The organism is Flavobacterium sp. HJJ (assembly GCF_015351475.1).
Classification (GTDB): Bacteria; Bacteroidota; Bacteroidia; order Flavobacteriales; family Flavobacteriaceae; genus Flavobacterium; species Flavobacterium marginilacus.
Genome location: NZ_JADKPR010000011.1, coordinates 36,839 through 61,036, shown reverse-complemented (window position 1 = coordinate 61,036; position 24,198 = coordinate 36,839). Strand labels below are relative to the sequence as shown.

The window sequence follows — 24,198 nt, the reverse complement described above, 5'->3', positions numbered from 1 at the left end:
AATCATCAGTATTCTTTTTTAAACATACTGAAAAACCATTTTCATGAAGAAAAAATTTCCCCTCATTTTACTTGCCATTGGTCTGAAAAGTTTCGCTCAATCCGGAGACTCAAAAAAAGAACAAGACACTATCAAAAAAGAAATTCTCAAAGAAGTTGTAATCTCAGCTTCCCGTACCAAAGAAACTTTTTTGCGTTCCCCCATCACCATCGAACAATTAAAATCGGCCGATGCCAAAAACTACGGTTCATCATCCAATTTTGATGCTTTAGAAAATTTAAAAAGCGTACAGGTTATCACACCCAGTTTAGGTTTCAAAGTCATAAACACCCGAGGATTTGCCAATACTACCAACGTCCGTTTTGCCCAATTAGTGGACGGAGTAGACAACCAGGCACCACACTTGGGCGCACCGATTGCGAACGCATTGGGAGCAAATGATCTTGATATCGATAAAATCGAAGTTATTCCCGGAGCTGCTTCCGCTTTATACGGAATGAATGCCAGCAACGGACTCGCAAATATCCAGACCAAAAATCCATTTCAGTATCAAGGGATTAGCATTCAGCAGTTAACTGGCGTCAACCATACCGGGAATTCAGACCGCTTTTCTCCACAGCTTTTTAGCACAACCAATCTGCGTTATGCAAAAGCTTTCAGTCCAAAACTGGCTTTCAAAGTAAACGGTTCCATCACTTCGGGAACAGATTGGGCTGCCGATAACCGAACCGATCTGGCTCCGAACATCAATGCTTCAACCAATTTATATGGAGCTGACAATCCAGCTTATGACGAAGTAAATGGTTATGGAAATGAATCAGCCAACAGAAGAACGCTTACACTGAATGGAAAAAAATACGTCGTTTCCAGAACAGGTTACCGAGAAACCGATATTGCCGATTATAATATTGATAATTACAAATGGGATGCTGGTTTGTATTTCCGCCCAAAAAAAGGGCACGAATTAGCAGTGACTTACAAAGGCGCTTTAATCAACACGGTTTATCAGCGTTCGAACCGTTTTAGGCTGGACGACTATAAATTGAGCCAATATGCAGTGGATTATCATACCGATATTTTTATGGTGCGCGCTTATCTGACCCACGAAAACACCGGCAACTCATACAACATGCGATCATTGGCAGAAAATATGGACCGCGCTTTTAAATCAGATGATCAATGGTTTATTGACTATACAAAAGCCTACAACAATGCTATAACCGGCGGTTCTGCAGTTGCCGATGCCCATAAAATAGCTCAAACTGCTTCGGATCAGGGCAGATTTATTCCTGGGACTGATGCTTATGAGCAAAAGAAAGAAGAATTGGTCAACATCAACAACTGGGATATCGGTGCGGCGCTTCGCGTAAAATCGGATCTAATTCATGCAGAAGGTTTGCTGAACTGGGATAAGGCTTTTGAAGATTTTTTCAAAAAAATGGGTGCACAGCTCCTAAGTGGTTTTGATTACAGAACCTACATCATCGTTCCTGACGGGAATTATTTTATCAATCCGGAAGATCCCGGAGAAAACCTAAAATATGGCAAAACAGGCGGATTTACGCAGTTAAGTAAAGACTTATTCGACAAAAAAATACGTTTGAGTGCCTCCATCCGTGCCGATAAAGCCGATTATTTTGACGTAAAATTTACTCCTAGAATTACCGCTGTTTATTCACCAAAAGAGGAAATTAACTTTCGCGCTTCCTACCAAAGCGGGTATAGATTCCCGAGTATTTTTGAAGGTTTTTCGAATGTAAATAGTGGTGGTGTAAAACGCGTTGGCGGATTACGCATTATGTCTGACGGAATTTTTGAAAATTCCTATACCAAAGTGTCTATTGATAAATTTCAGGCGCAGGTTACCAGTGACATCAACACACAAGGCTTAACTCAGGCACAGGCAATTGACAAAAACAAAGGACTGATTCAAAAAAATCCTTATACGTATCTGGAACCGGAATTTGTACGTTCTTATGAATTTGGATTCAGAGGCGTAGCCTTAAAAAAGAGCTTGTTCGTTGATGCCGACTTTTATTACAATAATTACGAAAATTTCATTGCACAGGTGGAAGCCAGTATTCCAAACACCAGCGATCCTGCTCAGATCCCTACGGCACTTTATTCTAAAAATACCCAAAGCCGTTACCGTTTGTGGACAAATTCTAAAAGTAAAATCTATAATTACGGAAGCAGTTTGGGATTGAAATACCGATTCAATCATATATTCTCGGCTTTAGGAAATATAACCTATTCCAAATTGGACAGAACCGACGACAAAGACGGATTGGAAGACGGTTTCAATACCCCGCAGATAATGTCGAATGGAAGCATCGTTGCCGAAAATCTATGGAAAAATCTTGGTGCAAGTGTTGGATATCATCAGCAGAACAAATATGATTATGTTTCGTTCCTTGTCAGCGGTTCTGTTCCTGCCTATTGGAGTATGGATGCCCAAACCAATTATACTTTTGCAAAACCGGGAATTACAGCCAAACTTGGAGCGACAAACCTTCTGAACAAACCGTATTATTCGATATTGGGAGGACCGCAAATTGGAGCCTTCTATTATGTTTCACTAACATGGAGTGTCGGGAAAATTTAATTCCCGGCATTTCTTTAAAACAATTAAATATATAAACCTCGCTAGTTGAAATTCGAATAAAATAAAAAATTAACCACATAGACACATAGATTAATAATGAATTGTCAAAGAATAGATAGAAATAATGTTATTTTTCACATAAACTGACTATGAGAAAAGTAAAACGTCTATCAAACTCTTTAAAGATTAGAAAATCTATGCTTCTAAGTGGTTAAAAAATCACCCTACAAAATTAAACCTTTTAAGTATCAGTATTCATTTAAAAACACACTGAAAATTAACCTTTAAAATATGAAAACAAAAATTACCTTATTTTTAGCATTACTGGCTTTAAGTTTACAAGCACAGGAAAAAACCAGCGACTCCATCTCAAAAAAAGGAGTTTTTGAACTGGGAGAAGTCCTAATTAGTACAAAAACAAAAAAAGATTCTCTCAATCGCATTGACCGAAAAACAATGGAATCCCAAAATAAAATGGATGTTTCCAGAGCTTTGAATTTATTGCCAGGTGTTACGTTAACAGCATCAGGACCAAGAAACGAATCAATGGTTTCTGTTCGTGGTTTTGATTTAAGACAGGTTCCGGTTTATATGGACGGAATTCCGGTTTATGTTCCTTATGATGGTTATGTGGATTTGGCTCGTTTTACCACTTTTGATTTAGCCAAAATTGATGTTTCAAAAGGATTTTCATCTATCATTTACGGTCCAAATTCATTAGGTGGAGCGATTAATTTAGTTTCTAGAAAACCTTCAAAAAAGTTTGAATTTGACGGTTCTTTGGGATTAATCGATACTGATGGTCAAAAAAGCAATCTTAATATTGGGTCTAACTTAGGCAAATTTTATGTACAAGGTGGTTTTTCTTATTTGGATAGAAAGTCTTATCAAATGTCCAACCATTTTGTTCCAATGAAAAACGAAGACGGTGGAGCAAGAGACAATTCCTACCGAACTGACAAAAAAGCAAGTGTAAAAATTGGCTGGACACCATCAAAAAACAGTGAATATGCTTTGGGATACATCAATCAGCAAGGAGAAAAAGGAAATCCAGTATATGCGGGAAGTGACGTTAAAAACTCCTTATTAGCAAAACCTCGTTACTGGCAATGGCCAACTTGGGATAAAGAAAGTGTTTATTTTATTTCGAACACACATTTGGATGATAAAAACAGTTTCAAGACAAGATTGTATTATGATAAATTCAAAAATTTATTAATCAGTTATGATGATGCAACTTATACTGCAATAACCAAACCGTATGCTTTCAAAAGTTATTATGATGATTACACTTATGGAGGAAATGTAGAATATGAAACTCGTTTTATCCCTAAAAACGATTTAAAATTTGCTGTTCAGTTCAAAGAAGATGTACATCGCGAACATAATGTAGGAGAACCTGTCCGTCGATTTGAGGATCAAACCATAACTATCGGATTAGAAGATATTTATAAAGTAACGGATAACTTTACTGTGATTCCAGGAGTTAGCTACAATTCCAGAGAAAATAAACAAGCTCAGGATTACAACAGTACTACAAAAGTTATTTCGGATTATTCAGATGCTGGAAAAAGTGATGCAATTAATGCACAAATTGGATTATTTTATCAATTGACGGAAGCACAAAAGTTAGGCGCAACGGTTTCTCAAAAAACGAGATTTGCAACTATCAAAGACCGTTATTCTTATGGAATGGGAACTGCAATTCCAAATCCAGATTTAAAACCTGAAACGGCTTTGAACTATGAATTAAATTATAATGTACAATTTTTCGATAAAATAAACTTTCAAACGGCTCTTTTTTATAGTTCTCTGACAGATGCTATTTTGAGTGTGAGTAATGTACAGCCTGGAAAATCTCAGATGCAAAATTTTGGTGAAGCCGAATACAAAGGAATTGAAGCACAACTATCTTATATGCCAATTCAAACCTTAAATATTAGTGCTAATTATACGTATCTAGAAAGAAAAAACATAACCGATTCTACTATTCATTTTACCAATGTTCCTAATACAAAAGTCATTGGAACTGTTGAATACAGTCCTTTAAAATTATTAAAATTAATAGCCAATACCGAATTTAATTCATCCCGATACAGTACAAGTTACGGCACAACTGTTCCTGATTACACGCTATTGAATGGTTTTGTTTCCAGCAAATTTTCAAAATATTTGAGTGTAGATGCGGGTGTTAATAATGTTTTTGACAAAAATTACAGTCTTGTAGAAGGCTATCCTGAAGAGGGAAGAAACTTCTTTGTAACACTTAGATTTTTTAATTTATAATCAAATAAATAAGGGAGTACTTTTCGGAGGCTCCCTTATTTATTTGGTGATTTGAAATTTTTTAAATTTTAAAATGAAACAGTCTATACTAATTTTAGGATTATTACTTACTGCGATACTCCTCGGCGCAGCCAGCAACCAAGGATCTGAATATATAGCCATCCCAACAGATCCATATGAATTTGTTTATCCTACTAATTTTGGAAATAAAATCACAATTCCTGCTGACAATCTTACTACCAAAGAGGGCGTATATTTGGGCAGAATGCTTTTTTATGAAACCCGGCTTTCTTCTAATAACAAAGTTTCCTGTGCAACTTGTCATCAACAAAAACTAGCATTTACAGATGGAAAACAATTTAGTCTTGGAGTTGACAATGTACCTACTGATCGTAATTCGATGTCTTTGGCAAATTTGCTTTGGGTGAATAATTTTTTCTGGGACGGACGGGCAAAAGATTTGGAAGAACAAGCAAACGGACCACTTACTAATCCCCACGAAATGGGCAATTCTGTAAATGAAGCTGTCAAAAAGCTTGAAAAAACAAAAAATTATCCTCGTTTGTTTAAACTGGTTTTTGGGACAAATGAAATTACCAGCGACCGGATTCAAAAAGCAATCGCACAATTTGAACGCACTTTAATTTCTGCGAATTCCCGCTACGATCAATATCTTAGTGAAACATATCTGCCTACAGAACAAGAGCAAAACGGAATGGACTTGTTTATGACTTCTCCAAATCCGGAAAAAAACATTCGAGGTGCGGATTGCGCTCATTGTCACGGAACTCCCAAAATGTACAAAGAGTTGTTTCATAACAATGGATTAGATATTGAACCTAAAGACATTGGTCGGGAAAAGCAAACCGGACTGCCAAATGACAAGGGCAGGTTTCGTGTGGTAACACTTCGTAACATCGCGCTCACAGCTCCTTATATGCACGATGGCAGATTCCAAACTTTAGAGGAAGTATTAGATCATTATAACGAACACATTCAGTCAAGTAAAACTTTGAGTACTTTTCTTCAAGATAGATCCAATAATCCAAATGGAAAAAATTTAGGGCTAACAGCAGAAGAGAAAAAAAACATTATTCATTTTTTAAAAATGCTGACCGATTCCACATTCATTACTAATAGGGATTTTTCTGATCCTAAAAACATTAAAAACAAATAATTATGAAATCAAAACACCAATTTATTTCTTTAGTACTATACATTTTAATCGGATGTTCTGGGAATTATGTCACAGCACAAACTCAAGTAAAAGAATCTTTTATAAAAATAGAAGGAGAAGTAACAAAGCCTTTGACACTTTATGCTTCTGATCTCGCAAAAATGAAAAGAACTGATGCTGTTTTAAAAGATCGTGACGGAAAAACAGCTGCTTATTCGGGTGTTTCAGTTTATGAAATTTTAAAATTGGCAGGCGTAACATTGGGTAAAGAACTTCACGGCGAAAATTTAAGTAAATATTTACTTGCCAGAGCTGGAGATGGGTATGAAGTACTTTTTTCATTAGCAGAAATAGATCCTGAATATACCAATCGAGTGATTATTCTGGCTGATCAAATAGATGGAAAACCTTTGCCTGCAGGAAAAGGACCTTTCCGTATCATTGTTCCCGAAGAGAATAAACCGGCTCGTTCCATGTTTGAGGTAACTAATTTTATTGTTAGATTCGCAAAGGAATAGATTTTAATTTTTTCTACGACGAATTATAAAAAAATACAATCGATATAGTGAAAAACAAATTCAATTTATTACAGCTGTTTTTAGTCTTTTTTATTTCCACTGCCATTTTTGGACAGCAAAAAGCAACCGTTGTTATTGCTGCTAATCTAAAAACTGCAATGGATTCTATTTTAAAAGTCTATAAACTGAAAAACCCGAACGAAGAAATTCAGGTTACTTATGGAGCTTCGGGAAAATTCTATGAACAGATTTCGAATGGAGCACCTTTTGATCTGTTCTTTTCTGCCGATATGAATTTCCCAAAACAATTAAAAAGTAATGGGTTTGCCGTTTCTCCAATAAAATTATATGCGATAGGACGATTGGCAATTTGGAGCAAAAAATTAGATCCGAATGTAGAAAAAATGAATTCGCTGCTGAATCCTAAAGTAAAAAAAATCGCTGTAGGAAATCCAAAAACAGCTCCTTATGGTGCCAAAACTATAGAAAGTTTGAAACATTACAGGCTATATGATAAAGTAAAAGCTAATTTGGTATTTGGCGAAAACATTGCTCAAGCAGCACAATTTACAGCTTTTGGTGCAGCCGATATTGGAATAATCGCTTTATCAGATGCGATGTCGTCAGCAATGAAAAAAGAAAACGGAAAATATTATGTTATCCCTCAAAAAAGCCATTCGCCATTAGAGCAGGGCTGCGTAATTTTGAAACACGGAAAAGGAAACACAGCTGCGAAACAATTTTATGATTATATTTCGTCTGAAAAAGCAATTCAGATTTTGAATTATTATGGTTATTCACAAAACAAAAAATAATGAATTTGAACACGAATTCATTAGTGTAAATTTGTGAAATTCGTGTTAGCTTTTTTTCAATACAAACAAAAATGAACTCACTTTTAGGAAATATTACCGAAATAATAACAGAAGGCTCTTTGTCTTTGGTCAAAGTAAAAGTGCAAAATAATATACTGACTTCGATCGTAATTGACACACCTGAAACAGCTGATTATCTTAAAATAGGAAACAGCATAAAATTACTTTTCAAAGAAACCGAAGTTATTCTGGCTAAAAATAGCACAGGAATTATAAGCCTTCAGAATAAAATAGATTGTATTGTTGATTCATTCGAAAAGGGAACTTTGCTTTGTAAAATAAAATTGCGTTTTGGTTCTTGTAACATTGCTTCTGTAATCACAAGAACCGCTTTTGATCAGCTCGATATTAAAGAAAATGACGAAATCACCGCGATGATAAAAACCAACGAAATAAGTTTGTCGCATGATTGATTTTGAACCGATATATCTCACGCTAAAATTAGCATTCACCACGACCATAATTTTATTGATTGTAGGACTGCCATTGGCGTATTGGCTGGCGTATAGCAAAATAAAATCGAAAGTGATTATCGAAGCAATTGTAAGTTTGCCACTGGTTTTACCGCCTTCGGTTTTGGGCTTTTATTTATTGATTGCCTTTAGCCCCGAAAATGCTTTTGGGAAATTTCTGGACACTTATTTTGATATTCGGCTGGTGTTTACTTTTACAGGATTGGTCATTTCATCAGTCTTATATAGTCTGCCTTTTATGGTACAGCCCGCTCAAAGCGGCTTCAAATCAATATCCAAAAACCTGATTGATGCGTCTTATACTTTGGGAAAAAGCAAATGGCAAACCGTTTTACATGTATTACTTCCAAATATGAAAACGGCACTATTAACTGGTATTGTATTAACTTTTGCCCATACTATTGGCGAGTTTGGAGTCGTATTAATGGTTGGCGGAAGCATTCCAAACCAAACCAAAGTCGTTTCTATAGCCGTATTCGATGAAGTAACGGCGATGAATTATCATGCGGCCAACGTGTATTCGGCTATTTTGCTGGCTTTCTCTTTTGTTGTTTTATTGAGTGTTTATAGTATTAACCGCCGTTTCAGCAAAACAAGTCCGTTGCCATGATTGAATTTAAAATCAATAAAAAACTGCAGTCCGCATCGGGAGAAATGATTCTGAATCTTGATTTTCAAGTGAAGGAAAATGATTTTGTGACTTTATATGGCGCTTCGGGTTCTGGTAAAACTACGACTTTGCAAATGTTGTCCGGTTTGATAAATCCCGACGAAGGAATTATTAAAGTAAATAATGCTGTTTGGTTAGATACAAATTCCAAAATAAATCTACCACCGCAAAAACGTAAAATTGGCTATGTCTTTCAGGATTATGCCTTGTTTCCGAATATGAGCGTTCGCGAGAATCTGGCTTTTGCTTTAGAAAAAGGACAAGATAAAATCATTGTTGATGAACTGCTTCAAACAATGGAACTCGTTTCTTTGCAGCATCAAAAACCAGATCAATTATCGGGAGGACAGCAACAGCGTGTGGCATTGGCAAGAGCTTTGATCCGAAAACCTAAAATTCTGCTTTTGGACGAACCGCTGTCGGCAATTGATACCGAAATGCGTTTGAAACTTCAGGATTATCTTTTGGAAGTACATCGAAAATACAAGCTCACCACCATTTTGGTCAGTCATGATATTTCCGAAATTTACAAACTTTCAGATCAGGTAATCGTTATTGAAAACGGAAAAATTGCAAAGCAGGGAACGCCATCCGAAGTATTTTCGAACCATTCCAATAGCGGAAAATTTCAATTTATCGGGGAGATTTTAAAAATCGAAAAAGAAAATTTCATTTATATTGTTTCGGTTTTAATTGGAAGCAACATCGTAAAAGTAATTGCTATGGAAGAGGAAATTGAAACGCTTCGCATTGGCGAAAAAATAGTGGTTTCTTCGAAAGCATTTAATCCAATTTTGACAAAATTGAAGTAATTTTTAATTTTTTTTCAACCACAAATTACCAATTCGCAAAAACTAATTCGTACTAATTCGTGTTTAAAAATCATCTTTCTATGCTAAAGTTTAAACTTTGACCGTTATTAACTTCAAATTAAAGAATATGTTTATTATTTTTACCCCATAATTACAACAAACTATGGCTTCATCATTTGATAAATTCCAAAAACGCAGATTGCTTTCCTCTTATTTCTCTGTAGTTCTGAGTATATTCTTAGTATTATTTCTTTTAGGAATACTGGGCTTTTTCATTATAAATTCTAAAAAACTGGCTGATGATTTCAAAGAAGAAATTGCGATGACCGTGTTTTTTAAGAACGAAGCTAATGACAGTATATTGAAAGCTTTTGATCAGGAGCTAAAAACTGCGCGTTTTGCCAAATCTTTTGTTTATGTTACCAAAGAAGCAGCAGCAAAACAGCATTCGGATATTATTGGTGAAGATTTTGTTACTTTTTTGGGAGAAAACCCTTTGCAGAACTCTTTTGATATTCACTTAAAAGCCAATTTTGTTGAAAGAGACAGTATTGCCAAAATAGAATCGCGCTTACGCAAAAACACTATGATTTCGGATATTGTTTATGACAAACAGCTTGTAAATCTGGTTAATGACAATATTAAAAAAGTGAGTATGTGGATATTAATCGCAAGCGGTTTACTGACCATTATTGCCGTATTACTTATTAACAGCTCTTTACGATTATCAATCTATTCCAACCGATTTATCATTAAAACTATGCAGATGGTGGGTGCAACAAAATCTTTTATCCGTAAACCGTTTGTAATGCGCAGTATAAAATTAGGAATGATTGGTGCCGGTCTGGCTATTATTGCATTACTGATATTACTCATTTATCTAAACAATATGTACCCTGGTCTTGGAATTTTGGACGATAAATTAGTAGTAGCCATTGTATTAATTGCCATATTTGGAATTGGTGTATTAATCACTTGGTTAAGTACTTATTTTGCAACACAGCGTTTCTTAAATTTAAGAACAGACGATTTATACTAAATTTAAAATATAGGAATGAGATTACTTCATTCCTTGCAATGATAATTGAAAATGAAAAACAACGAAGAAAACAAACACGAATTCCTTTTTGAAAAAGTAAACTATAAAATTCTATTTATTGGAATTGCTGTTATAGTTCTCGGATTTATATTAATGTCTGGAGGCAGCAGTGACGACCCAAATGTTTTCAATGAAGATATTTTCAACTTTAGAAGAATCCGTCTGGCACCAACAACAGTACTAATTGGTTTTGGAATTACTATTTATGCTATTCTTAAAAATCCAAAAAAAGATCAATAGATAACTAGACAAATTAGATTATTAGACAGTTTTGACTTCTAAAAAATCTAAGATATCTAAACTTCTAAAAGTCCAATAATCTAAAAATCCAAATGAATACACTACAAGCTATCGTTCTTGCTATTATCGAAGGAATTACTGAATTTCTGCCTGTTTCTTCTACCGGTCACATGATTATTGCTTCTTCTTTTTTTGGAATTGCGCATGACGATTTCACTAAACTTTTTACTATTGTAATTCAGCTTGGAGCGATTTTATCAGTTGTGATTTTGTATTTCAAGCGTTTTTTTCAATCCTTTGATTTTTACTTCAAATTATTAGTCGCTTTTATTCCGGCTGTTGTTTTTGGTTTACTTTTCAGTAAAAAAATTGATGCTTTGCTTGAAAATCCTGTAACAGTTGCTGTTTCATTATTGATAGGCGGTGTAATTTTATTAAAAGTGGATCAATGGTTCAACAATCCAGATACTTCCGAAACTTCAAATGAAATCACTTATCTGCAGGCTTTAAAAATTGGTTTGTTCCAATGCCTTGCGATGATTCCGGGAGTTTCAAGAAGCGGTGCTTCTATTGTCGGCGGAATGTCACAAAAACTTTCTCGAACTTCTGCAGCAGAATTCTCCTTCTTTCTTGCTGTTCCTACCATGCTGGGAGCTACGGCAAAAAAATGCTATGATTATTATAAAGACGGATTTATACTAACTGATGACCAGATTAATTTACTGGTTATTGGAAATATTGTCGCTTTCATTGTTGCTCTTTTGGCAATTAAAAGCTTCATTGGATTTTTGACAAAAAACGGTTTTAAAGTTTTTGGCTACTACCGAATCATTGCTGGAATCGTATTGCTTGCAATTCACTACTTCATTCATCCTTTGACTATAATTTAATGACTGCCGAAGATTTTTTAAACGGTCAGGTTCTCTTAATTGACAAACCGCTGCATTTTACTTCTTTCCAGGCAGTAAATAAAATCAAATATGCGCTGATCAACAAAGCTGGACTGCCAAAAAAATTCAAAATTGGGCATGCTGGCACATTAGACCCATTAGCATCCGGTCTTTTATTAATCTGTACTGGGAAATTCACCAAAAATATATCCGAACTGCAGGGGCAGGCCAAAGAATATACAGGCACTTTTTATATTGGAGCCACAACGCCTTCTTACGATTTAGAAACAGAAGTTGACCAAACTTTCGACACTTCAGATATAGACGACTCACTGATTCACGAAACGGTAAAACAGTTTTTAGGAGAAATTGATCAAAAACCACCTATTTTTTCGGCTATTAAAAAAGACGGTGTCCGCCTGTATGAACACGCAAGAGCTGGCGAAATAGTAGAAATTGCTTCAAGGAAAACTACCATTCATGAATTTGAAATCACCCGCATAGCGCTTCCTGAAGTTGATTTTAGAGTTGTCTGCAGTAAGGGAACTTACATTCGTTCCTTGGCTTATGATTTTGGAAAAGCCATGAATTCTGGTTCACACTTAACCGTTTTAAGAAGAACTAAAATTGGCGATTATAATGTAGCCGATGCCATTGATGTGAATGATTTTGTAAATACGCTGATTCCAAAACAATAAATTTGAACTCCAAATATTTATCCTAATAAAAAACACATTACAAATACACAAATTCGATTTATAATGTGTTTTTATAATTTAAGCAGTGTTTATGAACACTTTTTCCCATTTACATTCACTATCTGTTAATAATGAGTTGCACTATCATTCCCAAATAGCAACTGTGTAACATAGTCATAAAACTTTTCAAACAGCTTTTTCATAACGTAGTTTTTTAAATAGTTCAACAATATTTAAATACTCCAATAAAAAAAAGTAAATCAAAAAATAATAGATCTGGTAATCAGGCACTAAGATACATTTTTTTATTATAAAAAAAAATTATCCTTATAAACAAACACATTCTTTTATAGAAAACATCATCTCAACAACTTCTTCCTGCACAGACAGCCCTTTATCTTTTAGATACCATAACTGCAGCTGTGCTTTGCCCTCTTCATTTATTGTCCCAAATTGTTTTTTATAATTTACAATTAAATCTGTAGCTCCTTTTGGTCTTGGTCCCCAATCACTGCAGACTTTTCCATATTCTTTGTCGATGACCAGAAGTTTTGGAATTGCTCTTCCTCCATTGGTTAAATATTGATTCATCAGGTCATCATTAGCATCCCTGAAAATAATCTTTAATTTTATTTTATCCGATTCGCTGGCCATTTTATTTAATATCGGTAAAATTTGGGCTGCATCACCACACCATCCTTCGGCTATGACTAACCAAATATATTCTTTTTTTAATGTTTTCAGTTTCGTGCTGATATGCTCAAAAACAGTTATAGTTTTGTCCAGACGTTTTATCCTTGCTTCGTTCAAAGCACTATAATTCAACAGGTCAAGCGACTGTTCATTTCCTGTTGACTTGCCTTCTGACAGCAGATCGCTTACAATTTTCTTATATTCAGAATAGGAATAACTATTGAATAATGCTCTAGCTACCAAACTTTTCATTTATCTGAAATTTAATTTTCAATCAAAGAAATTCACATATTGTTATTGAATAATGGCAACCTATTTCATCGTTTTTTCGTGATTACTTTACCGTTGTCTCAACAACAATATGTTCCTTTCATATACAAGTTTATCTGAAACAAATTTAGAGATATGATTATCCTTAAAATGTGATAAAAATCATCCCACAGCAAATAAAATACATTATAATTATAGTCATCAGACAGTTAAAACCTCAATTTTATTCCTTCGAAACACATTTAAAAACCAATAAAATTAGAACAGAATATATTTTAGCATTGGAAAGAAATCTGTAAAAAATCTCAAAAAAACTTAATTTAAATATTTAGGAACTCTATTTTCAAAAAAAACAGAATATGTCTATATTTGCACAAATTTCGCAGCATTGAACCCAAACGAGTGATGCAGATTTACTTTCGACAAATGAAAGGAAACCTTAAAAACAAAATTGACTGATGAAATACAAAAGAATCCTTCTGAAATTAAGTGGTGAAGCTTTAATGGGTGATCTGCAATATGGTATTGACCCGAAACGATTGGCAGAATATGCCGATGAAATCAAGCAGCTTCATAATACAGGAGTTGAAATTGCTATAGTAATTGGTGGAGGAAACATTTTTAGAGGTGTTGCAGGAGCCAGTAAAGGAATGGACAGAGTGCAGGGAGATTACATGGGAATGCTTGCAACTGTAATTAACGGAATGGCTTTACAAGGCGCTATTGAAGACAAGGGAATAAAAACCCGTTTACAGACAGCTTTAAAGATAGAATCCATCGCAGAACCTTATATCAAAAGAAGAGCGGATCGTCACTTAGAAAAAGGAAGAATTGTAATTTTTGGTGCCGGAACAGGAAACCCTTATTTTACTACAGACACAGCAGCTGTTCTGCGCGGTATCGAAATCAATGCAGATGTTATTTTAAAAGGTACCCGTGTTGACGGAGTTTATGATTGTGATCCTGAAAAGAATGCCAATGCAGTAAAATATGATTTCATCTCATTTGATGATGTTTTAAGCAAAGGACTGAATGTAATGGACACTACAGCTTTTACTTTGAGTCAGGAAAACAAATTGCCAATTGTCGTTTTTGACATGAATAAATCGGGAAACCTATTGAAAATTTGTGAAGGAGAAAATATTGGAACAGTAGTTAATATATAGTTAGCAGCAGGCAGTTTTTAGATGGCAGTATAGCAATCTGGAAACTGAAATCTGAAATCTAAAAATCTAAATCATGACTGAAGAAATTGAATTTATATTAGACAGCACCGAAGAATCGATGAATGGCTCTCTTGAACATTTAGAGAAAGCTTTTTTAAATATTCGCGCAGGAAAAGCATCGCCTGCAATGCTGGGAAGTGTTTTTGTAGATTATTATGGATCTGCATCGCCTTTGTCTCAAGTGTCAAAAATCAGCGTTCCTGATGCCAGAACAATCACTTTGCAGCCTTTTGAAAAAAACATGCTGCATCCGATAGAAAAAGCGATTATGATTGCCAATTTAGGTTTTAACCCGATGAACAACGGTGACGTAATCATTATCAGTGTTCCTCCTTTAACCGAAGACAGAAGACGCGAACTTGCCAAACAAGCTAAATCAGAGTCAGAAGATGCTAAAATTGGTGTTAGAAACGCTCGAAAAGATGCCAATACCGATATCAAAAAATTAGAGAAAGAAGGAACTTCAGAAGATATCTGCAAAAGCGCCGAAGAACAAGTTCAAAACTTAACCAATTCTTTTATTAAAAAAATTGACGAACTTCTAGCAGTGAAAGAAGCCGAAATAATGAAAGTATAATCTTTCGCCAAAAAATAAAGAAATCTGTCAAGTTCAATAGGAACACGACAGATTTTTTTTATACCTTTTTTACGAGTACAAACTAAAACCGAATCTCTTTTTTTGTAACAAAACGTTTTTATGAAGCACTGTATTTTATTGTTCTTCTTTTTTACGCTTTCGCTAAAGGCACAATTTCAGGTAAACGGAATTGTAAAAGATGCTGCAAGCCAAAAAGGACTTCCCTTTGCCTCTATTGTTTCAAATGAAGGTTCGAGCAGTATATCGGATGTTGACGGAAAATTTAGTATATCTTCCAAAAACAAAATTTCGTCTCTTACCGTTTCTTATGTAGGATATCAGAAAAAAACAATTACCGTTACCGACGGTCAATTGTTTTACAAAATATTGTTACAGCAAAAAACAGACTACCTCAATGAAGTCCGAATTTCAAATATCAATCCGGCATTGGCCATTATAAAAAAAGCCATTCAGAATAAAACGCAGAACAATCCTCAAGAAAGGCTGAAAAGCTATGAATACAAATCCTATAACAAACTTATAGTTACAGCCAATCCTGACTCCATCAACGGATCAATAGACTCTGTTTTTGTAACCAATTCATTTGAAACTTATCTAAAAAAACTGGATTCTACCGATTATAAATTCAAACAGCTTATCAAAAAACAGCATTTGTTTCAAACAGAGAAAGTATCAAAATTTCAATTTGACGGTAAAAGACTAAAAGAAACCATTCTGGGTACAAAAATGGCAGGATTCAAACAGCCTGTTTATGAAATCCTAACATTTAATCTTCAGTCTTACTCCATATACGATCCAAAATATGAGCTTTTTGAAACCAAATACAACAGCCCAATAGCAGATAATGCATTAAACGACTACAACTACAAACTGCTGGATACAGTGGCTGTAAACGGCCGAAATACTTACATGATTCATTTCAAAAACAAAAAAAAGACAAAAGCTGCCGGTCTGGAAGGAATCCTGTATATCGATGAGATAAATTATGCCGTCACAAAAGCAATTATCCGCATCAAAGGCATATTAGACATTAGCAGCGTGCATGAATTTGAATTTATCCCAGAGAAATATTTGTGGTTTCCTACCGTAACGACGTTTAAAATTGTAAAGGGAACTAATGATGACGACATCAAAATTCTGGGTGGCACTATTCAGTTCGACGGTGATATTGAAGAAGACCTTACGCCCAGAAAAAGAAGTGAAACCGATTATATTTACCTGCTTTCCAAAACAACCAATTTCGACATTCAGTACACAACGCCTGTAGCGATTAAAAAACCCATAGTTCAGGTCGAAATTAAGGATAATGCAATAAATAAGCCTGAAAGCTTTTGGACTGAATTCCGAAAAGACAGTCTGGACAGCCGAAGCGAAAAAACCTATTTATCGCTGGACAGCATTTCGATAAAAAAAAGAATTGAAAGAAAACTGAATTTTGGTCGAAAAATACTTACAGGTTACCTTCCTTTCAGCTTTTGGGATTTCGATCTGCGAAAAATACTAAGCTACAATAATTATGAAGGACTGAGGCTGGGCTTTGGCGGTACAACCAATGATTTTTTATCCAAAAAATACCGTTTGGAAGGATATGCTGCTTACGGACTTCGGGATCATAACTTCAAATACAATGCAGGAGCCAGTGCCAGAGTGGATAAATTCTCGAATACCTGGATCGGAGCAAGCTATACCGATGATCTTCGGGACATCGCCAGCACTGATTATGCCGTTGATAAAAAAGCCTTTAAAATTTATGATCCGCGCACGATAAACTTCAATACTTTTTACAGATATGAACGCTGGAGAATTGCTTTGGAAAGCCGTATTATCCCAAAAACAGAAAGTGTTCTGGCACTAGCCAATACTTTTGTAACGCCGCAATTTGATTACACGTACATCCTCAACGGCACTTCCTACCATAGTTACACGATGACTACGGCAACGCTTTCTTTGAGATGGAACCCAAGAAGCGATTATATGCAGACTCCAAGCGGGCGGATTGAGGCTGAAAAAAGGTTTCCAAAATTTACATTGCAGCTGACGCAGTCCATACCAGAGGTACTTAAGAATGATTTTAGTTTTACCAAAATTGATTTTAAGGCCGATTATCAAATCAAATATTTAAATGGCCAGAGAACCTCTTTACTGCTTGAAGCTGGCTGTGGCTTTGGCGATATACCGCTTCCACAGCTGTACAGCAACTCACCAAACAATCTCAACCAGGAAACCATTTTTAAGAGAATTACTTTTGCGGGCAAAAATAGTTTTGAAACCATGTATTTCAACGAATTTTTTTCCAGCGAGTTCATGTCTTTTCAATTCAAGCATGGTTTCAGCAGAATATTTCTTTTCAAAAAAATAAAACCTTCCATAGATTTTGTAAGCCGAATGGCTTGGGGTAATATAAAAAACAAAGAAAACCATGCTGGCCTCAACTTTAAAACTCTGAATAAAGGCTTTTTCGAATCAGGACTGGAACTTAATCAGATCTTCAACGGATTGGGTCTTGGAGGTTATTACCGATATGGACCAAATCATCTAAGCGAGGTAAAAGACAATATCGCAGTAAAACTGACTTTTATTCTTGATTTAGGGATTTAAAAACCCTGTTATTTAAAGCAGTTTATAACTGTTTGTAAACAAAAAAGGGAACAATTAAAAACTATTCCCTTTTTTATTCTTCAAATATTGATTCAGTTGAAATTAGAAATCCCATCCTGAAGCCAAAACAGATAGTTATTTATATCAGCATTATAAGCCGAAGGTTCATTTAAAGATTCTCCCGAATGATTTACTAAAACATAAAATGGCTGTGCATTTGCTTTATAAGTTTTAATCTGTAAATCGCTCCATTTATTGCCGATAGTTTTGATTTTTTTTCCAGTTGTCTGAGAAATGTATTGTTCATCTGCTGGCAGTTCCTTTTTATCATCAACATACAATGAAATCAAAACCAGCTCATTTTTCAATACATTTAAAACTTTTGAATCAGACCAGACTAATTCTTCCATTTTTCTGCAGTTCACGCAGGCATATCCAGTAAAATCTAATAGAACAGGTTTTCCTGCTTTTTTGGCAAATTCCATTCCTTTTTTATAATCATGAAAAGTGATAATATTCTGCGGACCAAATTCTGCGCCTTCCGGCAAAAGAGTATTCACTTCGTTTGAATTATTAGCACCAAAACCGTCAGGCGATTCGCTGTAATGCTTTGGCGGAGGGAAACCGCTGATTAATTTAAGAGGTGCTCCAAAAAGTCCGGGAATCAGATAAATCGTAAAACTCAAAACAAGCGATCCAAGAGTCAATCTTCCTACCGAAATATGATTTTGGGGAGAATCGTGCGGCAATGTAATTTTTCCGAACAGATAAAAAGCTAAAACTCCAAAAACAGCAATCCAGATGGCTAAGAAAACCTCCCGTTCTAACCAATGCAGCTGCAAAACCAAATCGGCATTTGATAAAAACTTAAAAGCCAAAGCCAATTCTAAAAATCCCAAAACAACTTTTACAGTATTGAGCCATCCGCCGGATTTTGGCAGTGCATTTAACCAGCCCGGAAAAGCAGCGAATAATGAAAAAGGCAGTGCAATTGCGATCGAAAATCCTAACATCCCAACAATCGGTGCAATTCCTCCTTTGGAAGCCGCTTCAACCAGCAGTGTCCCTACAATAGGTCCAGTGCAGGAAAATGATACGATTGCCAATGCCAATGCCATAAAGAAAATCCCTATGAGCCCTCCTTTGTCTGCCTGCGAGTCTACTTTATTAGCTAAGGAATTTGGCAGTATAATTTCAAAAGCTCCTAAAAACGAACACGCAAAAACTACCAATAAAATAAAGAAAATCAAGTTGAACCAAACATTTGTTGAAAGCGCATTCAAAGAATCTGCACCAAAAACCGCGGTTACAATAGACCCCAGTAAAACATAGATAATTACGATAGAAAAACCGTAAATCAGCGCATTTTTTACTCCTGCAGCTTTGGTTTTACTCTGTTTGGTAAAATAGCTCACCGTCATTGGGATCATCGGAAAAACGCAGGGCGTTAATAAAGCTGCAAATCCTGATAAAAAAGCGATAATAAAAATGCCTAAAAAACTTTTTGAATTGTTGTTTTTAAGAGGCTTTTTCACTTCCCTTTTTAATTCTGGAATCTCTGCAGCCACAGCTTTAACCGCAACAGTTTCATTAGTTTTTACAGCTGTTGAAGAATCAGCAGAAAAAATCTCCTTGAGAATTTTCTCTTCAGCTTTAACTGCAGTTACCGCTTTCGGATCTACATTAAACACAATTTCTTCATCACTGGGAGGCAGACAGTTTTCATCGTTGCAGACCATAAATCCGACTTCAGTTTTAATTGCAAACGGTTTTGTTCTGGTTACTTTAATACGCTGTTTAAACACCGTTTCTTTTTCAAAAAACTTAATCAGCATTTTAAAAACAGGATCATTAATTGTCTTGCCATTTCCTTCTTTTACTGACCCGATTAATTGAAAATCGAAACTTTTTGGAAAAGTAAAATGCGTTGGTATCGGCCCGCCGTCCAAAACATTCTGGCTGTATAAATGCCAGCCGCTTTCGATCACCGCTTTGGCCTGCAGTTCAAATTCACTGTCAGAAATCTTTACAACATCGGTTTTCCATTTCACTGGATTATAAACCTGAGCATCTACGAATATTGTAAACAGCAATAAAAAAATTACTGAAAATATAACTTTGTTCATATGATAAAAAATTTAAAATAAAGAGGGCTGAATAGCAATAAAACAGCCCTCAATACAATTCCACTAAAAAAACTAAATCAGGTACTAATTCAAAATAATTAATGATAGGGAAAACAATAAATATGCTTCTTACAACAACGGTTTAAAAACCACTTCATAAGATTTAGCTTTTTTCAAAAAGGAATTTGCAAAATCCTGAATGTCTTTATCAGACATTGATTTTACAATGTCCAGATAATTTTTTGGATCATCCATATTGTAATCATTATGAAAATAATTATAGATTAAATCCATGCTGAAAGCATTAAAATCTTTACTGTCAGCTCTTGCTTTTATATAATTCGTTCTGGTTTTTTCTAAATCTTCACTCAGAATATTTCCCTTTTTTATTTTTTCGATTTCCTGATATACAATTGGCAATAATTGCTCTACTTTATTCGCATCGCAATCAAATGAAACCGAAAGCGAGGCATTCGGTTTTGGCAGTTTTCCTAAGCCCGCACTCACTTGAGCACCATAGGTTCCGCCCTCTTTTTCGCGCAGACTTTCGGTGTATCTCAAAGTTAGAATATCGCCTAAAAAGGAAGCTGTAATTCTATTTTTTTGAGAATATGTATAATCCTCAAGGAATTTAATTCTAACAGAACTCTTTGGTGTTTCCATTTTTATAAAAACATCTTTATCGATTTTATTAGAAACCCAGTCAACCGTATTGTCTTTGAATTTTTCACTGCGTTTGATGCCAGAAATACTGGCAATATATTTCTCTAATAATGGTTTCAGAACCTCTGGAGTTACATCTCCTACAATGTAAAATTCAAAATTAGCAACATCGGCAAAACGATCAAAATACACCGATTTCATTTTATCAAAAGACAAATCATCTACAAACTTCTGATCGATCAAGCGAATTTTTGGATTGTTTTTTCCGTAAATGGAAAGTGTCAAACTATCTCCCATTCTAGAACGGATATCTTTTTCTTTATTCTTTAAGGAATTTTGCATTCTTTGTTTCAACAGTGCAAACATATCTGCATCAAATCTTGGTTGAGCAAAACGCAAATGAACCAATTGCATCATGGTTTCGATATCTTTTACATTGGCCGAACCTGAAACTGTTTCAGTAAAATTCTCAATTTCGACAGAAGCTCCTGCTATTTTTCCTTTCAGTACTTTTTCTAAATCAGTGTTTGAAAGTGACCCCAAACCTGACATCATAGCCAAGCTTGTCGCACGGCTTACCGAAGGCATATCTTTTAGATCATAAAGAGAAATTCCGCCAAAACTTTCTGCTTTTAATTTTACATCTTTTTTATTTTTGTCGGCAAATTTATAATGCACTTTTACACCATTGCTTAATACATAAGTAGTAGCATCAATTGAAGCTGTTTTTTGCTCCGAAACAATTTTACCAGCTTTTAAGACTACATCGCCCATAAGAGATTTACCAACAAACGAATCTACATAAGGCTGTAACGTACTGTCATTCTCTGCTTTGTTTATAATATCAAAAGCCAGTTCCTGATTCAGATTATTTTCGTTTTCGACTCCTGTTACTGCTACTACTCGATTTTTTGCCGTGTACAGCTGATTGATTTGCTCCTGAAGAATTTTAGTATCTAAATTGCTCAGAATTACTTTTACCATTTCAAATTCAGCTTTTGGATCACCAATGATTTCATGTTTCAAATAATCATTTTTAACCATACCGATTACACTTTTATGAGAGATCTCATTTAGTTTTTCAAGATAATTTTCATAGCCTGAAATATTTTCGGCTACAGCTCTTTCAATTTCTCCTTTCGAAAAACCAAATTTAGAAACTCGCATCCATTCGTTCATCACAGCTGTAAAAGCAATAGCCTGCATATTAGGTTTTGGCGAAATACTGATATAAAAAATATCATTGAGACGCGAATAATTTTGATAACCGATTTGTGCAGATTTAAACGGGCATTCTTGTTTTTGCGCCATTTCGGCCAAACGATTATTTAGAATCGAAAATGCAATGCTTCGCTGAGTAGATTTTTCTAAATCAGCATACGTCGTTTCTGGTTTTTCGGCTGTATGGCGAATCATATAGGTAATTCCTGAATTGGATATTTCTTTATCCAAAGCCAACTTAAAAACAGACGTTTCACTTTCGGGAATAGCGATTTCAAAACGCTTTTTAGGATTTTGAGGTGCTGGAATATCAGCAAAAAGCTTTTTAATTTTTTCTTCAATTTCAACTGCATTAATATCACCTACAATAGCAATAGCCTGCAAATCTGGGCGGTACCAATCTTTATAAAAATCTTTTAAAACCTGATAATCAAAATTCTTAACAATGTTCATGTCACCAATTGGCGCTCGTTGCGCATACAGACAGTTGTTATAATAGGCAGGCGATAATTGATTGTAAATGCGCTGTCCTGCATCTTGTCTTGTACGCCATTCTTCGGTAATAACACCTCGTTCGGCATCGATTTCTTCATTTGTCAAAGACAAAAAATTAGACCAGTCGTGCAAAACCAGTAAACAAGTATCGACTACACTGCCATCTTTGGACGGAATGTTATCTAAGTTGTAAACGGTTTCATCTGTACTGGTATAAGCATTTATGCTTTTGCCAAAAATGGCACCTTGTTTTTGAAGCGTATTCAAAATGCCTTTCCCTTCAAAATGCTTGGTCCCGTTAAAAGCCATGTGCTCCAGAAAATGCGCCAGTCCTTTCTGCTGATCATTTTCCAGAATTGAACCTACATTCTGAATGATATAATAACTGGCTGTATTTTTATTGACAGCAGTTGGATAAATATAATATGTCATGCCGTTGGGCAGAACACCTTTGGTAACTTTCTGATTGACCGCGATTGGGTCATCGGTCTTGAAATTTTGTGCATTTGAAAAGAAAACATTTCCAACTGCGAATAAAAAAGCAAAAGCTGATTTGTGTTTTTTAAGCATTTTTTTCTATTTATGACTTTAACAATTTGTCCAGCTGCGCTCTCAATTCAGGATTTGAAGGACGCAGAGCATCAGCATTAATGATATTCCCTTTCATATCAAACAATAAGAATCTCGGAATTGCATTTACATCATAGTTTTTGGCTACATCAGAACTGAAATCTTTATCAGCCATTAACTGAATGCCTTTTAATTGCTCTTTTGTAACGAAATCTTTCCATTTTTGAGCGTCTTTTGGTTTATCAAGCGATAGACTTACGAACACAATATTTTTTCCGTGGTAATCTTCTTCGATTTTCTTCATATGAGGAATTTCAGCTTTGCAGGGTCCGCACCAAGTTGCCCATAAATCGATGTAAACAAATTTTCCTTTAAAATCTGAGAATGAAACTGGTTTGTCATTAATATCTTTATACGTAAAGTCTAATCCTTTCTGACCTACATTTTTATGCAATACTTTTTCATAATCTAATATAAATGCTTTACTGGCATCAGAAATTAAATAAGGTTTAATAGCGGGAGCCACTTTTTCGTATTCTTCTATTTTCATTCTTGATGTTGCAACGGCATCACGAAGATACACATCAATTAAGGCTGGTTCAGTGATATGCGTGATGGCTTCGGCTAAATCTAAACGTCTAGGGGCCGACGCTCCGTTCATGCTCACATAGAAGTAATAATTTGACATTAACGAAACTCCGTTGGCCAGTTTTAAAAGGTCAGGGTTCGTAAATTTTTTGTCTACTTGCCATTGTTTAATTATTGCAGGACGGTCATCTTTATCTGGAAATACAGTTCTGGGCATTCTAAAAAAAGTATAAGTCAATTCTTCAACATCGGTTTCTACAGCCAATTTCAAAAGCTTATTAAATGCTGCATTACTTGTATTAATGCCTTTAGTAAAAGTCTCTGCTTTTGCCACCCCGCCGCCAAGCCAAGGATAAAATTCTACATACGTTTCATTACCTCCTAGTCTCGCAAAAGGTGCAAATTCATTGTAAATTTCGTTTGCTTTCTGAACCAGAGCATTCTGACCGATATTATTACCACCTAAAACATAACTGTCTTTACTGATTGAAAGCGTAATGTCTAATTTTGGTTCTAAATACAAACGGATTAACTGACCTCTGCCTTTAAACTGACCATAATCAACATAATAAAATCCAGATGCTGCAACCGGTATCATAAAACCAAATTCTCCCTGAGAATTTATTTTGGCAGTCGCAGTAACCGCTGGTTTTCCTTCTTCAGCATTGTAAAGCGTTACTTCTTTTATCTTAGATTCGGGAATCGTAATTATTCCTTTAATTACTGCATATTCAGAAAGATTTGCAGCAAAACTCATTTGAACCGTAGTAAAGGCCAAAATGAAATACAAAATGTGTTTTTTCATGT

General features: G+C 35.2%; 19 protein-coding genes. 15 read left to right on the top strand and 4 right to left on the bottom strand.

All coding sequences use genetic code 11. The features are described 5' to 3' along the window. Positions 1 to 43 precede the first annotated feature (43 nt). The 12 genes from IRZ80_RS10430 to truB all read left to right on the top strand — a co-directional run bounded on the left by IRZ80_RS10430 (position 44) and on the right by truB (position 12,343). Positions 44 to 2,605, top strand: coding sequence for a TonB-dependent receptor (locus IRZ80_RS10430; protein WP_194641506.1), 2,562 nt, complete (start codon positions 44 to 46; stop codon positions 2,603 to 2,605). A gap of 291 nt (positions 2,606 to 2,896) precedes the next feature. Further along, positions 2,897 to 4,891, top strand: coding sequence for a TonB-dependent receptor plug domain-containing protein (locus IRZ80_RS10425; protein WP_194641505.1), 1,995 nt, complete (start codon positions 2,897 to 2,899; stop codon positions 4,889 to 4,891). 73 nt (positions 4,892 to 4,964) lie between these two features. Then, positions 4,965 to 6,068, top strand: a complete 1,104-nt coding sequence (locus IRZ80_RS10420) for a cytochrome-c peroxidase (protein WP_194641504.1) — start codon at positions 4,965 to 4,967, stop codon at positions 6,066 to 6,068. A gap of 2 nt (positions 6,069 to 6,070) precedes the next feature. Then, entirely contained in the window at positions 6,071 to 6,586 is a 516-nt protein-coding gene (locus tag IRZ80_RS10415; protein WP_194641503.1) for a molybdopterin-dependent oxidoreductase, read from the top strand. Positions 6,587 to 6,633: 47 nt separating this feature from the next. Continuing rightward, a complete protein-coding gene (modA, locus tag IRZ80_RS10410; RefSeq protein WP_194641502.1) occupies positions 6,634 to 7,401 on the top strand; it encodes a molybdate ABC transporter substrate-binding protein in 768 nt (255 codons plus the stop codon). Positions 7,402 to 7,472: 71 nt separating this feature from the next. Beyond that, entirely contained in the window at positions 7,473 to 7,874 is a 402-nt protein-coding gene (locus IRZ80_RS10405) for a molybdopterin-binding protein (protein WP_194641501.1), read from the top strand. Beyond that, positions 7,867 to 8,544 carry a molybdate ABC transporter permease subunit gene (modB, locus tag IRZ80_RS10400; RefSeq protein WP_194641500.1) on the top strand — a complete coding sequence of 226 codons (678 nt, stop codon included), beginning with the start codon at positions 7,867 to 7,869 and terminating at the stop codon, positions 8,542 to 8,544. Before IRZ80_RS10405 ends, modB begins: the two co-directional genes overlap by 8 nt. Beyond that, entirely contained in the window at positions 8,541 to 9,416 is an 876-nt protein-coding gene (locus IRZ80_RS10395; RefSeq protein ID WP_194641499.1) for a sulfate/molybdate ABC transporter ATP-binding protein, read from the top strand. Before modB ends, IRZ80_RS10395 begins: the two co-directional genes overlap by 4 nt. A 163-nt stretch (positions 9,417 to 9,579) precedes the next feature. After that, positions 9,580 to 10,455: a cell division protein FtsX gene (locus tag IRZ80_RS10390; RefSeq protein ID WP_194641498.1), complete on the top strand. Its 876-nt coding sequence runs from the start codon at positions 9,580 to 9,582 to the stop codon at positions 10,453 to 10,455. Between the two features lie 51 nt (positions 10,456 to 10,506). Then, positions 10,507 to 10,755: a DUF3098 domain-containing protein gene (locus IRZ80_RS10385; RefSeq protein ID WP_194641497.1), complete on the top strand. Its 249-nt coding sequence runs from the start codon at positions 10,507 to 10,509 to the stop codon at positions 10,753 to 10,755. A gap of 92 nt (positions 10,756 to 10,847) precedes the next feature. Continuing rightward, positions 10,848 to 11,645, top strand: a complete 798-nt coding sequence (locus tag IRZ80_RS10380) for an undecaprenyl-diphosphate phosphatase (RefSeq protein ID WP_194641496.1) — start codon at positions 10,848 to 10,850, stop codon at positions 11,643 to 11,645. After that, on the top strand, positions 11,645 to 12,343 hold the full coding sequence (gene truB / locus IRZ80_RS10375) for a tRNA pseudouridine(55) synthase TruB (RefSeq protein ID WP_194641495.1): 699 nt from the start codon (positions 11,645 to 11,647) through the stop codon (positions 12,341 to 12,343). The genes IRZ80_RS10380 and truB overlap by 1 nt, the downstream gene beginning before the upstream one ends. Positions 12,344 to 12,670: 327 nt before the next feature. On the opposite strand, the gene IRZ80_RS10370 is transcribed toward truB, so the two are convergent. Then, positions 12,671 to 13,288 (bottom strand): thioredoxin family protein, encoded by a 618-nt coding sequence (locus IRZ80_RS10370; RefSeq protein WP_194641494.1) that lies wholly within the window; start codon positions 13,286 to 13,288, stop codon positions 12,671 to 12,673. Positions 13,289 to 13,764: 476 nt separating this feature from the next. Here IRZ80_RS10370 and pyrH point away from each other — a divergent pair, with 476 nt between their 5' ends. From pyrH to IRZ80_RS10355, 3 genes are all read left to right on the top strand, one after another. Continuing rightward, entirely contained in the window at positions 13,765 to 14,472 is a 708-nt protein-coding gene (gene pyrH, locus IRZ80_RS10365; RefSeq protein WP_194641493.1) for a UMP kinase, read from the top strand. Positions 14,473 to 14,545: 73 nt separating this feature from the next. After that, complete coding sequence (frr, locus tag IRZ80_RS10360; RefSeq protein ID WP_194641492.1) at positions 14,546 to 15,109, top strand: ribosome recycling factor; 564 nt, start codon at positions 14,546 to 14,548, stop codon at positions 15,107 to 15,109. A 120-nt stretch (positions 15,110 to 15,229) separates the two neighbouring features. Beyond that, complete coding sequence (locus IRZ80_RS10355) at positions 15,230 to 17,728, top strand: DUF5686 family protein (protein WP_194641491.1); 2,499 nt, start codon at positions 15,230 to 15,232, stop codon at positions 17,726 to 17,728. A gap of 92 nt (positions 17,729 to 17,820) precedes the next feature. Here the strand turns inward: IRZ80_RS10355 and IRZ80_RS10350 are convergent, their stop codons facing one another. The 3 genes from IRZ80_RS10350 to IRZ80_RS21000 form a co-directional block, all read right to left on the bottom strand. Further along, a complete protein-coding gene (locus IRZ80_RS10350; protein ID WP_194641490.1) occupies positions 17,821 to 19,854 on the bottom strand; it encodes a protein-disulfide reductase DsbD family protein in 2,034 nt (677 codons plus the stop codon). Between the two features lie 129 nt (positions 19,855 to 19,983). Then, the gene (locus IRZ80_RS10345) at positions 19,984 to 22,803 is read right to left on the bottom strand and encodes a M16 family metallopeptidase (RefSeq protein WP_194641489.1); all 2,820 of its coding nucleotides are present in this window, start codon (positions 22,801 to 22,803) and stop codon (positions 19,984 to 19,986) included. A 10-nt stretch (positions 22,804 to 22,813) separates the two neighbouring features. Beyond that, complete coding sequence (locus tag IRZ80_RS21000; RefSeq protein ID WP_228520870.1) at positions 22,814 to 24,196, bottom strand: TlpA family protein disulfide reductase; 1,383 nt, start codon at positions 24,194 to 24,196, stop codon at positions 22,814 to 22,816. Between the last annotated feature and the right edge of the window lie 2 nt (positions 24,197 to 24,198).